At 38.9% G+C, this 13,268-nt stretch carries 10 protein-coding genes; 7 read left to right on the top strand and 3 right to left on the bottom strand.

What is annotated here, in order from left to right; genetic code table 11:
- Positions 1 to 244 precede the first annotated feature (244 nt).
- The 3 genes from CBM24_RS23890 (at position 245) to CBM24_RS23880 (ending at position 2,764) form a co-directional block, all read left to right on the top strand.
- Positions 245 to 607, top strand: a complete 363-nt coding sequence (locus CBM24_RS23890) for a BlaI/MecI/CopY family transcriptional regulator (RefSeq protein ID WP_075994224.1) — start codon at positions 245 to 247, stop codon at positions 605 to 607.
- 4 nt (positions 608 to 611) lie between these two features.
- Complete coding sequence (locus CBM24_RS23885; RefSeq protein ID WP_088162983.1) at positions 612 to 2,378, top strand: M56 family metallopeptidase; 1,767 nt, start codon at positions 612 to 614, stop codon at positions 2,376 to 2,378.
- 182 nt (positions 2,379 to 2,560) lie between these two features.
- Complete coding sequence (locus CBM24_RS23880; RefSeq protein ID WP_088162982.1) at positions 2,561 to 2,764, top strand: hypothetical protein; 204 nt, start codon at positions 2,561 to 2,563, stop codon at positions 2,762 to 2,764.
- Between the two features lie 266 nt (positions 2,765 to 3,030).
- Here CBM24_RS23880 and pth read toward each other — a convergent pair whose 3' ends face one another.
- The 3 genes from pth to CBM24_RS23860 all read right to left on the bottom strand — a co-directional run bounded on the left by pth (position 3,031) and on the right by CBM24_RS23860 (position 5,723).
- A complete protein-coding gene (gene pth, locus CBM24_RS23870) occupies positions 3,031 to 3,594 on the bottom strand; it encodes an aminoacyl-tRNA hydrolase (RefSeq protein ID WP_075994222.1) in 564 nt (187 codons plus the stop codon).
- Between the two features lie 82 nt (positions 3,595 to 3,676).
- The gene (locus tag CBM24_RS23865) at positions 3,677 to 4,273 is read right to left on the bottom strand and encodes a 50S ribosomal protein L25/general stress protein Ctc (protein ID WP_075994221.1); all 597 of its coding nucleotides are present in this window, start codon (positions 4,271 to 4,273) and stop codon (positions 3,677 to 3,679) included.
- A gap of 493 nt (positions 4,274 to 4,766) precedes the next feature.
- Positions 4,767 to 5,723: a ribose-phosphate pyrophosphokinase gene (locus tag CBM24_RS23860; RefSeq protein WP_046672755.1), complete on the bottom strand. Its 957-nt coding sequence runs from the start codon at positions 5,721 to 5,723 to the stop codon at positions 4,767 to 4,769.
- A gap of 802 nt (positions 5,724 to 6,525) precedes the next feature.
- Between CBM24_RS23860 and CBM24_RS23845 the strand changes: the two genes are divergently transcribed.
- From CBM24_RS23845 to CBM24_RS23830, 4 genes are all read left to right on the top strand, one after another.
- Positions 6,526 to 9,540, top strand: coding sequence for a DUF2723 domain-containing protein (locus tag CBM24_RS23845; protein WP_088162981.1), 3,015 nt, complete (start codon positions 6,526 to 6,528; stop codon positions 9,538 to 9,540).
- A gap of 148 nt (positions 9,541 to 9,688) precedes the next feature.
- Entirely contained in the window at positions 9,689 to 11,089 is a 1,401-nt protein-coding gene (locus CBM24_RS23840) for an APC family permease (protein ID WP_232475619.1), read from the top strand.
- A 246-nt stretch (positions 11,090 to 11,335) separates the two neighbouring features.
- Positions 11,336 to 11,899: a bifunctional pyr operon transcriptional regulator/uracil phosphoribosyltransferase PyrR gene (gene pyrR, locus CBM24_RS23835; RefSeq protein WP_070561239.1), complete on the top strand. Its 564-nt coding sequence runs from the start codon at positions 11,336 to 11,338 to the stop codon at positions 11,897 to 11,899.
- Positions 11,900 to 12,081: 182 nt separating this feature from the next.
- Complete coding sequence (locus tag CBM24_RS23830) at positions 12,082 to 13,020, top strand: aspartate carbamoyltransferase catalytic subunit (protein ID WP_075994218.1); 939 nt, start codon at positions 12,082 to 12,084, stop codon at positions 13,018 to 13,020.
- Positions 13,021 to 13,268 lie beyond the last annotated feature (248 nt).

Here is a 13,268-nt window from a genome sequence, read left to right as displayed (position 1 = left end):
TTCAATTGATGAAGCGATTTATGAATGAATTTAGAATTAAAATAAACGTATTGCAAATTTTCTGCCAGCTAACTTATATTCGTCGGATTTGAGTTTAAATACGCAAGAAATGAGCCACTTCTTTTTTTAGAGGGGTGAGGAAGGTCTTATTTTGGGAGAGATCCGTAAAGGAAAGAAAAAATATTTTTTGTATTTACGAATTATTCGTAGATTAGTGATAGATTAGAAAAAGGAAGATAAAGACATGGAAAAATTAACAGCACAGGAAGAGCAGGCAATGCAATCTATTTGGAGCCTCAATGGAGGTTTTATAAAAGAGATCTTGGATAATGTAAAAGGCGAGAAGATGCCTTATACGACTTTGGCTTCGACAGTAAAGAATCTGGAGCGCAAGGATTTTGTGAAAGCAGTACGCTATGCCAATGCCAAGCGCTATGAGCCGATGGTGAGTGAGGAAGATTATAAGGCCAAGTTTATGAACTCCTTTGTGGGCGATTATTTCAAAAATTCCTATAAAGAGATGGTTTCCTTTTTTGTACAGGAAGAAAAACTGACTGCTGATGAGTTAAAGGAGATCATGGATATGATTAAGCATAATAAATCTTAATGGCATGGAAAGTCTACTAACCTATATTATACAAGTCAACCTGCTCTTGGGGATTATCTATTTGGGATATATTGGACTATTGAAAGGGCTGACGTTCTATGTGTTAAATCGAGTTTACTTTTTGGCAGGAGGACTATTTGCTTTTATATATCCATTTCTGGATTTAAAGTCTTTGTTTGTACAGCGCGGATTGAATATGGGGGTCGTGGGCGAGCAAATTTCGCTTTATATTATGGAGCCGGAGGTTCAACAGCAGCTGACATTAGGGAGGTTGGTGGAAATCGTATTTATGGCCGGTGCTGTTTTATTGTTATTAAAATTTGTATTTCAATTATTGAGTTTATTACGAATTCATCTGAATTCGAGGTCCGATCAATGGAGGACTTATCTATTCCGGAATGTGCTTATTCCTATTGTTCCATTTTCGTTTTTGAATAAAATCTATGTCAATAAAGGGCAGCATGTTGATGCTGAACTAAAAGATATTTTTAAGCATGAGGATATTCATGTGAAAGGCCTTCACAGTCTGGATATTTTACTGTTTGAAATGATATTGGTGTGTTGTTGGTACAATCCTTTCGTCTGGCTCATGCGCAGGGCCATTCGCCAAAATTTGGAGTTCCTGACTGATCAACAGGTTCTCGATAAAGGAATTGACAAGCAGACGTACCAATACAGCCTATTGAATGTGTCCAAAAAGGGTACTTCAGTAGGATTGAGCAATCAATTTAATTTTAAACTTTTAAAACGTCGAATTATGATGATGAACAAGAAGCGATCATCGAAAATAGAGCTGAGTAAATACGCCTTTCTTTTACCCGTATTTTTATTGACGGGAGCAGCATTTACGGTAAGTAAAGCCGAGGGCAGTATAGAGGGGGTAGTTGAGAAGGCAAATGAGACTACCGTTATTCAGTTGAACAAGGACTTACAGGTTGATGTTTCTTTGCCAGAAAAGAAGGTGGGTAAGGTAAGTAAGTCTTTGGTAGAAAATTTGTCGGTCAGTCAAATGAGCGTGGATACCCTCGTAGCGAAATCTCCAGCGGATACGCTTCATTTTAGGGTGAAAATGAAGAGCGAGAAAGAGCCTCTCTATATCGTGGAAGGGAAGGAGGTTAATTCAACCATTATGGCTGCCATTCCGGGGACGGAAATCCAATCGATTGATGTGATTAAAGATAATGGTGCAGCAATATATGGCGAGAAAGGCAAGAATGGAGTTGTTCTTGTTGCGTTGAAGAAAAAAGGCTCACCTACGGTCACGAATCAGACACTTACTTTTACCTATGATAAAAAAGAGGATGCAGCTAAGGCTCACAAGATGAAAGGAGAACCTTCGGAAGTGGTTGTTACTGGATATAAATCCGGAGATGCGAGCGAGCCTAAACTTGAGGGAAAGGTACGAGGAATTGCGGTCAATATGACGGGACGTACAGATCTTGAGCCGGGTAAGTTTGGTGCCCGTGGTATTAAAGGAGATCCGCTATTTGTTATTGACGGAGAAATTGCCGCGGATAAAAAGATCAAAGAGTTGGATCCGAATACAATTGGTCACATATCGGTTTTGAAGGGGCAAAGTGCTACTGCAATCTATGGTGATCAGGGAAAGGATGGCGTTATTATCATTGTCTCCAAAGCCTATGGAAAGGAGCATCCTGAAGCATTATCTTCCGATCTGGAGGACCGTTTGTCAGGAAAAGTGAAAAAAGTAATTAAGACCGAGCTGGATAAAGAAAAAGTTGAAGCGGTTAAGGAAAAACAGGTACATTAATCCGTTCAACTAAAGCTTGACACAAGAAACATACAAGATCGACACAAGGATGACTATACCTAAGCCCTTGCTTAACACAAGGTCGACACAATAAAAGCACAAGAGTTACACAAGAAAAGCCGATTTATTCGGCTTTTCCGTTTGTGGAGTTGTTTTATTAACTTTGTAAAAACGAAAGGGTTATGGCAATATTATCATTTCAAATAGATTCTTCTGAAGTAGAAAAGATTAAAGCAGTACTAAAGGCACTCGGTGGGACAAAAATAAAAATTGAGTCTGAAGATAGATCGTCGAAATTAAATGACCGCGTGAAAGAAGCTAGGGCTGAGAAGAAAAAAGGCGAATTAGTCCAATTGGATAGCAAGAATATATGGGAAAGTATTTAATCCAATATTCGAAAAAAGCGATTAGAGATTTGCAAATGATTAAAAAATCAGGACGTAAATCTGATAGGACAAGAATTGACCTATTTCTCTTGGAAATGGAGGAGAGTCCGAGAATGGGGTCAGGCTCTCCCGAACAATTAAATATTTTGACGGTGAAATTTGGAGTAGGGCGATCAATAAGAAAGATCGCCTTATTTATGAAATTTTTGAAGAAGAGATTGCTGTCGTTGTGATCCAAGCACTGGGGCATTACAACGACAAATAACTTATTTTGTATTCAAATTTGTCATCGTCAGCTCGATGCCGATATTGACAAAACTCTGGATCATTTTAACGGAATGGTCAATTAAAGCCGGTAGTTCAGCTTGTTCCTCTTTGTCAAAAGGGCCAAGTACATAATCCACTTGTCTACCTTTTGGGTAATTGTCTCCAATACCGAAACGTAAGCGCGGATAAACCTGTCCGCCACAAAGCTGTTCAATGGATTTAAGTCCGTTATGACCGGCGCTGCTTCCTTTGGGTTTCATTCGTAGCGAACCAAATGGAATGGCCAGATCATCCACAATCACCAATACATTCTGAATAGGAACTTTGCATTGTTGCATGTAGTAATTGACGGCCTTGCCGCTTAAGTTCATATAGGTCGTGGGTTTAATTACTGTGACGTTGTGGCCTCTTTGCTTAAATTCGCTATAATAGGCTAACTTGAGCAAGGAGAAACTGGCGCCAGCCTGTTTGACAAGCTCGTCGGCAACCATAAAACCTATATTATGCCGTGTATCGGCATATTCACTGCCAATGTTGCCCAATCCAACGATAAGATAATTCATGATGCAAAAATAAAAATTTTAATAAACAAAAAAAGCACCGAATTTCGGTGCTTTCTGTAGTATTTTAAGAATCTTGTTCAGATTATTTTTTACCACCTTTAGATGCTTTCGCTGCTTCTTGTTCAGCTTGACGCAATGCACGAGACATGATTACTGATACGATTGTATCATCAGCATTGTTTAATACTTTTGCGTTTTCCAATTGAATTTGACCTACACGAACTGATTTACCAACTTCTAAAGATTCCATTGGTACAGCAATTTCTTGTGGTAAGTTTGCAGGTAATGCTTTTACGCGTAAATTACGTAATTTTTGAACTAATTTACCCCCCATTTTAACACCTGGAGAAGTTCCTGTTAATTTGATAGGAATATTCAATGATACTTCTTTATCATCAAATAATTCTAAAAAGTCAACGTGCGTAACTAAGTCAGTTAATGGGTGGAATTGTGCGTCTTGAACGATAGCTCTTTTAGTTTGACCTTCAATGTTTAATTCAACAATGATTACGTCTGCAGTGTAAAGAACTGGTTTCAAATCAGCTGCGGATACAGAAAGAGCTGTTTGCTCTGTACCACCGTAAAGTACTGCTGGTACTAAACCTTGGTAACGCAATTCTTTTGCATCTCTTTTCCCTACGTTCTGTCTTACAGAACCGCTAATAGCAATTGATTTCATCTTTTAATTTTTTATAAATTTGAGGTGCAAAGATAATCTAATTTCTGATATTATCAAAAAAATACGACCGCTATTAGTTCGGAAACAGATACTTATTCCAGGTTTTCGATTTTTCCATGTTCATGACTAGGCCTATTCAAGGCTACTTATTTACCCTAAAGTATGACCAAATTAATACCATTTCCTATATTAAAACTGGAATAGGACTCTCTTAGTAGGGGTATAACAGGGGGGTAACAGGGCTTTACCCCTGTTATACCCCTGCTAACCCCCTGTTAACCCCCTGTAAATCCCCTGTTATTGCGGAAGTTGACAACAGTCAATTGCTAACCTATATACGCGATAAAAAGGGCTATTCGCCTATGGTTAAAAGATAAGAACCAAGCGGAAGAGAGAAGGTGGGGTGGTGGCGCAATACAAAAAAAAGACCCTGGTCGTTGAGCTGAATGCTTTCTGTACCAAGGTCCAATATCTAGAATCTAAAACTCAAAGATTATTCTACTTCAAATAAATCGGAGATTGAAGAGTGTTGATTTACACTTGTGATTGCTTTTGCAAATAAATCAGCCGTTGATAATACTTTGATTTTGGTCGATTGTTTTGCTTTTTCTGGATCCAATTGAATGGTATCGGTTACGATCATCTCTGACAAGACCGAGTTTTCAATTGTTTCATATGCCTTTCCGGACAACACAGCATGTGTACAAACGGCTCTTACAGATTTTGCACCATTTTCCATGATCAATGCCGCTGCTTTTGAAAGTGTACCAGCCGTATCACAGATATCATCGATCAAAACCACATCTTGACCAGTTACATCGCCGATAATTGACATTGATTCGATTTCGTTTGCACGTTTACGACGTTTGTCACAGATAATAACTTCTGCATTGAAAAATTTAGCAAAGGTACGTGCTCTGTATGAACCACCCATATCTGGTGAAGCAATCGTTAGATTTGGAAGTTTTAACGATTTGATATAAGGAACAAAAATGATAGAACCATCCAAATGGTCAACAGGGATATCGAAAAAACCTTGGATTTGCGCTGCGTGCAGGTCCATTGTCATGATACGGTGGATACCAGCTGCAGTCAACAGATTGGCGATCATTTTTGCGCCAATAGCAACTCTTGGTTTGTCTTTTCGATCTTGTCTTGCGAAACCAAAGTAAGGGACTACCGCTGTGATATAATGCGCTGAAGCTCTCTTCGCTGCATCTGTCATCAATAATAATTCAAAAAGATTGTCGGTAGGTTGGTTGGTAGATTGGATAATGAATACATCGCTTCCGCGAACTGACTCATTGTAGAAAGGTTGAATCTCACCGTCGCTAAAACGTGACAATGTTTTGTCTCCTAGTGGTTTCCCGTAAGATTGTGCGATTTTTTCGGCTAGTTCTGTAGTGCCAGAACCTGCAAATAGTTTAACCGTGTTGAATTGCAAAGGCATGGTTTTGTATATTTATGTTGGGTTATTGTATTGTCGTTTATTCAATATTTTTATTCCCTTACTGTTTTTTAAAGTTAAACATTAAAAAAAATGGATTGTTTTCACAATCCATATACGCTTAACTTTAAAAGTTGTCCGACCTGGATTCGAACCAAGACAAACAGAACCAAAAACTGTTGTACTACCCTTATACTATCGGACAATGTCTCTAAAAAGTCAACGTTTCCGCTTTTCTCTTTTTGACGACGCAAAGATAGAGATTTGTTTTAAAAATCAAAATGTAAATTTAAAAAAATCTAAACCCTTTTATAAATAATAAGCCTTGCATATAACGCAGAAAAGGCTTGCAGATGCAAGCCTTTTCTATTGTTTGTTGTCCGACCTGGATTCGAACCAAGACAAACAGAACCAAAAACTGTTGTACTACCCTTATACTATCGGACAAACAATTCAAAAGTGATTGCTATCGTGATGATGTCGTTCACATTTGATGATGCAAATATACGGACTATTCTCATTTCTGCAAATAAAAATGAACTTAAAAGTGTATTAGGGCTGATTTTCAAAGAAATAATTTTTGTTTTGATTTGAAAAGATATGCACGCTAAGCTTTTTTATCGAGATGTTGGCCCACAAAAGTACATGCGTGCTTTTGGGAATGCTTTCCTTTCAGCCAATATTGGATCGCGTAATGAAATTTTTTCAATTAATATGTGTTAAAAAATCAGAATAAAGTTCATTTCTTATTAACTTATCCTTATTTTCGAGCCGTATTAATAATACTTTTTACAGTTATCATTTTATGAACTATACTAAAATCAACAATCTTTTAGGATGGATATGTGCGCTAATAGCAACTGTAGCGTATGTCATGACTGCCGAACGATCGACGAGTTGGTGGGACTGTGGCGAGTTTATCGCTTCAGCCTTTAAACTTCAAATTGTGCACCAGCCAGGAGCACCTTTATTCTTAATGATTCAAAATATATTCTCAAACCTTGCTGGTGGAGATGTTACACGAATTGCTTTCTGGATGAACGTAGGATCGGCAGTATGTAGTGGTCTGACCATTTTGTTTTTATTTTGGACAATTACAGCTTTAGCAAAGAAAATCGTTGTAAAAGGTGTTGATGGATCATATACATCCACCGATTTAATCAAAATATTCGGTTCGGGCGCTGTTGGTGCACTGGCTTATGCTTTTACGGATACTTTTTGGTTCTCAGCAGTGGAGTCCGAAGTATATGCCATGTCTTCTTTATGTACAGCCGTCGTATTTTGGGGTATTCTAAAATGGGAAAATCATGCCGATGAAGCTGGTTCGGACCGCTGGTTGATCTTTATCGCTTATGTGATGGGACTTTCTATCGGGGTACACTTATTAAACCTTCTAGTGATTCCGGCAATTGCTTTGGTCATTTATTTTAAACGTTCAAAAACAGTGACATCATCGGGGGCGATCAAAGCTTTCTTAATCGGTGTTGTTGTTTTGGCGCTAATTTTATGGGGTATTATTCAATACACTGTTAAAGCCGCCGCATATTTTGATCTGTTCTTTGTGAATAGTTTGGGCATGGGCTTTGGTACTGGATTTAACTTATTCATGATTTTAGCGGTAGCTCTTTTCGTATATGGTATCTGGTATTCAATCAAAAAGGTAAAACCGATGTTAAATCTGATCTTAATCAGTGCAGCATTTATCATTTTTGGTTATAGTTCCTTTGCCATGATTATGGTGCGCGCCAAGGCAAATCCTACGTTAAATAACAGTGATCCGGATAATGCATTTTCTTTTGTGAGTTATCTTGGACGTGAGCAATATGCCAGTGAGCCGCTTTTGAATGGACCTACATTTGATGCGCAAGTGGTTGATGCCGAGCCTACGTATACGTACAGAAAAGATAAAGACAAGTATACCAAGGTGGAGAACGGCATGGACTATAAATACGATAAAACGATGTTTTTTCCGCGTGTTTATAGCTCAAGAGACCAAAATCATATAGATTATTACCGCGATTACCTAAAGATTCCTGAAGGACAATCGCCAACATTTGGGGATAACTTAAAGTTCTTCTTTAGCTATCAGATCGGACACATGTACGGTCGTTATTTTCTTTGGAACTTTGCTGGTCGTCAAAATGACCAACAAGGACAGGGTTCCTTCACTGAGGGGAACTGGATCTCAGGGGCTAAACCTGTAGACCAGATGCATGTGGGTGGACAAAATGCCATTCCAGATTCATTGAAAACTGATCCTTCAAACAATAAATATTATTTTCTGCCTTTGATCATTGGTTTAATTGGTGCATTCTGGCATTTTGGAAAAAGACAACGTGATGCGGGAATTGTGGGTCTGTTGTTTTTCTTTACAGGATTAGCAATTGTATTATATCTAAATCAAAGTCCACTCCAACCACGTGAACGTGACTATGCGTATGCCGGTTCTTTTTATGCCTTCGCCATCTGGATCGGGCTTGGGGTTTTCGCTATCGCGGATTATTTAAGCAAAAAAGTGGATGGTAAAATAGCGGCCGGTGCTGCTACAGTAGCTTGTTTATTGGGGGCTCCTGTATTGCTGGGTTTCCAAAACTGGGATGATCACGATCGTTCGGAAAAAACGACCGCACGTGATTTAGCGAAAAACTACCTGGCTTCCTGTGCACCAAATGCAATTTTATTTACCTATGGTGATAACGATACCTACCCATTGTGGTATGTGCAAGAAGTTGAAAATTATCGTCCGGATGTTCGGGTCGTAAACTTAAGTTTGTTGAGTTCGGACTGGTATATGCGCCAAATGAAACAAAAAGTAAATCAGGCAGATGGTTTACCGATCAATATCGATGATGAAAAGTTCAAGAAAGGTGTTCGCGAAGTGCTTTATTATCAGGATATGAAAGTTCCAGGACATGTTGATCTGGATTTGATCATGCAGATTTTATTGTCTGACGACCAGAAGAACAAATTGGAATTGAGAGGTGGTAAGTTTGAAAACTTTTTGCCAACCAAAAACTTCAGCCTTCCGGTGAATAAAGAATCTGTTCTGAAAAATAATGTCGTTCCTAAAGCTTGGCAAGAATCTATTGTCGATACCATGAGCTGGACTTACAATAGAAATTATATTTCCAGAGCGGAGTTGTCTATCTTAAATGTGCTGTTAAATAACGATTGGAAACGTCCGATTTATTTTGCGGCAACAGTTCCAAATGATAACTACCTTGGTTTAGATAAATATTTGGTACAAGAGGGCTTTGCGCTGCGCTTGATGCCGATTGCAACTCCTGCCGGGGCCGAAGGTACATTGGTTGATACACAGTCTGCTTATAAAGACATTACCACCAAATACCAATGGGGTAATATGGCACATGCTTCTTACCTGGATCCTGAATCTTACCGCATGATTACCATGATTACAAATACAGTAATGGGTGGTACAGCGACACAGTTGATGATGGAAGGTCATAAGGATGAGGCGCGCAAAGTTGCTGTCGAAACCTTTGAGAAAATGCCAAAACGTGTTTATTTGATGCGCGATATTTTAGGCTATATTCCAATTGTCAATGTGTTGTATGAAACTGGTGAAACGAAGCGTGCAAATGAAATCGTAAACCGTAACCTGAAGTTTATGACGCAAAATATGCGTTGGTATCAGGATATTGCACAAACAAAACCTGAGCTGGAATATTCAAATATCGGTACAGCATTACGTGCTTTGGGTGCCTATAAGAGTATCTTGGCCTCTACCTCGGAAAAACAATTGCTACAGCAAGTGACCGATTTAGAAAAATCGTATAAACAACAGTATGGTGTTGAGTAACAATTAGAGACATCATTTTAACCGAAGGAGCTGCCCTTTACTACAGGTATTCGAAAGGAAATACACTTTTTGATGCGATGTAGGAAAGGGCGGCTTTTTTTTGATTATTTTTTCTTAGCTTAACGCCATATAAAACCAACCTTAAGTTATGATGAAACGTCAATTAAAATTGTGGGATGCAGTGATGCTGGTCATGGGGTCGATGATCGGAAGCGGTATTTTTATTGTATCGAGTGATATGATGCGGCAGCTGGGATCCGGATATTGGTTGGCGATAGTTTGGTTATTGACCGCATTAGCAACTGTTGCGGCGGCAATCTGCTATGGCGAATTGTCGTCTATGTACCCGAAGGCTGGGGGACAATATACCTATCTGACAGAAATATTTGGGAAGCCAATTGGCTTTTTATATGGCTGGAGTTTATTTACAGTCATTCAAACGGGAACGATAGCAGCTGTAGCTGTTGCCTTTGGTAAGTTTACAGCCTACCTTATTCCGCAGCTAAATGATGCAGCACCGCTATTTCAGCGTGGAGAGTTTAAGATTACCTGGATACAGATTGTCGCTATGGGTGTTATTATTCTCCTGACCTTTATCAATACAAGAGGGATCAAGAGTGGAAAAGCTGTTCAATCTTTCTTTACTTCAGCAAAAATTATTGCGCTGGTTTTACTGATTTTAGGTGGTCTGTTCTTGATTAAGGAAAATCATTTTTCAGAAAATATGGCTTATGGCTGGGACTCTTTTCAAAATTTGAAAGGTGCTGGCTGGTCGCAGATCTCTGGGGGCGTACTGATGGGGGCTTTAGCTGCTGCGATGGTAGGTTCGGTATTTAGTAGTGTGGCCTGGGAAAATGTAACGTTTGTTTCCGGAGAGATTGTTAATCCGCAGCGTAATGTTGTTCGGGCATTGGTTATCGGAACAAGCTTGGTGATGTTGCTCTATATAAGTTGTAATTACATTTACCTGGCGGCATTAAATCGAGAGGAAATTGCTTTTGCGGCAAATGATCGTGTTGCCATAGCGGCGGCTGAAAAAATATTAGGCCATAATGGTACAATAGCGATGGCGATTTTGGTTATGATCTCGACCTTTGGTTGTGTTAATGGACTTGCACTGTCCGGAGCGCGTGTTTTTCAGACTATGGCAAAAGATGGATTGTTTCTGAAGCAGGCGATTCCCAATAACAAATATGATGTGCCCGCACGATCGTTATGGCTTCAGGGAATCTGGGCTTCCTTACTTTGCCTAAGTGGGCAATATGGCAATTTACTGGATATGATATCTTTTGTTATTGTCATATTTTATATGATTACAGTACTGGGTGTTATTATTCAACGTATCCGGAGACCGGATTTGGAACGTTCCTACAAAACCTTCCTCTTTCCGATTACACCAATCTTGTACCTGTTGATAGGTGCCGTATTTTGTGTATTATTAATTATCTATAAGCCACAATATACCTGGCCAGGCTTTATACTTGTATTAATCGGTGTACCGGTGTATTTTTTTGCACGGAATAATAAAAGTGCCGAGCTAGATGAATAGTCGCTACCTATAGCATTTCGATGTTATGGAATTTGCTGTAAATGGTTGGCAATGCGTATTGTATATAACTTCAAAATCTGTTAATGTGCTGGAATAATGGCTTTGTAAATTTCCCGGAAAGGAAGATAATCTTTGTTTAAATCACTTTTTGTTATTGTGCCAGTTGGATGCAAATATTGAAATTAATTGCCCTTCATGGCTTCGTTTTTGTTAAAAAAAGTGTAGCTTTGCTCAAACATTCCCATAATGAAACAGTCGATTTTATTAGACGGACCAAAATTTCAAATCACAATTCAAAGACTATGTCGTCAATTGATTGAGAATCACGGTGATTTTTCAAATGCTGTCGTCATAGGTATTCAACCCCGAGGAACTTTCTTAGCGAGACGCATCGTCAAAGAGCTTGAACAAATGATCGGAAAAGAGATTTTAGTTGGCGATTTGGATATTACCTTTTATCGCGATGACTTCCGTACGAAAGGGAATACTGGTCCAATCTTAGCAAATAGCACAAATATCAATTTTATTGTAGAAGGTAAAGAGGTGATCTTTATAGATGATGTCTTATGGACAGGACGTACTATTCGTGCGGCAATGGATGCTGTGCAGGCATTTGGCCGTGCAAGAAGAATAGAATTGCTTGTTTTGGTCGATCGCCGGTTTTCTAGACAGATCCCTATTCAGCCCGATTATATCGGAATACAGGTAGATTCTATTGATTCACAAAAAGTAATTGTTAACTGGAAAGAATCAGAGGATCAGGATAGTATTATCTTGATTACAGAAAAGAAGGCGTCAGCTAGCGATTAATAGCGGTGTCATGACGATACTGAAGGTTATTGTTGACCTTTGGAAACAGGCACTTTCAATAAAACCTTCATGACTTCGCAGACGCCAACAGCAATGAAAGCAAACTGAAGGTTCTTTCTGGCCAATAAGATCAGACACTTTCAGAAAAAAAATGATTAGTAAATATTTGAATATACTATAAAATGTCATCTGTAGCAGAACAATTAAGTACCCGCCATTTATTGGGGATCAAAGATCTAAATGAGAACGATATCCAATTGATCCTGGATACAGCAAGTAATTTCAAAGAGGTATTAAATAGGCCAATCAAAAAGGTTCCGTCGTTAAGGGATATTACGATTGCCAACGTGTTTTTTGAAAATTCAACACGGACACGTCTATCCTTTGAACTTGCTGAAAAGAGACTTTCTGCGGATATCGTGAATTTTGCGGCATCCTCCTCTTCAGTAAGTAAGGGGGAGACACTCATCGATACGGTGAACAATATTCTTGCAATGAAGGTTGATATGATTGTGATGAGACATCCATACGCCGGAGCTGGGGTATTTCTAAGTAAACATGTTGATGCACAAATTGTCAATGCAGGTGACGGAGCACATGAACACCCTACACAGGCTTTACTTGATTCATTTTCGATCCGCGAACGCTATGGTGATGTAGCTGGTCGTAAAATAGCTATCGTTGGAGATATTACACATTCACGCGTTGCCTTGTCGAATATCTTATGTCTTCAAAAGCAAGGTGCAGAAGTGATGGTTTGTGGTCCGACCACATTAATTCCTAAACATATTACATCATTGGGTGTAAAAGTAGAGCATGATTTGCGGAAAGCGTTGAACTGGTGTGATGTTGCAAATATGTTACGGATTCAATTGGAGCGTCAGGATATTGCCTATTTCCCTTCCTTAAGAGAATATTCCATGCTATATGGATTGAATAAAGAGATTTTGGATTCTTTAGAGAAGCCAATCACAATTATGCACCCCGGACCAATCAATCGGGGGGTCGAAATCACATCGGATGTCGCGGATAGCGAACATTCAATTATTTTGGATCAGGTTGAAAATGGTGTTGCTGTGCGCATGGCTGTCTTGTATCTATTAGCAGGGCAACGCGGATAGTCTACATTGGTTTTGACGTGCGTTAATGTACGTGTGAGACTAAATAGCACTGTTTTCTAATGCAATAATAGTATGCCTGACTTTATTTTTTTGTCGGGCATATTTTTTGTGCAAAATTTCCGTTATAATACAGGGTTATTCACAGATGTTAATAACTTTTGTGTAAAATAGCTCAATTAAAGTATAATTTAGTAAAATGAATAAAACTATCTCCCTGAGAAGTGGAGATTTGAATTGATTTTCAATAA

The sequence above is a fragment of the Sphingobacterium sp. G1-14 genome (assembly GCF_002196555.1).
In the GTDB taxonomy this organism is placed as follows: Bacteria; Bacteroidota; Bacteroidia; order Sphingobacteriales; family Sphingobacteriaceae; genus Sphingobacterium; species Sphingobacterium siyangense.
The sequence above is the reverse complement of the archived record's forward strand: the minus strand, read 5'-3'. Positions and strand labels throughout refer to the sequence as shown.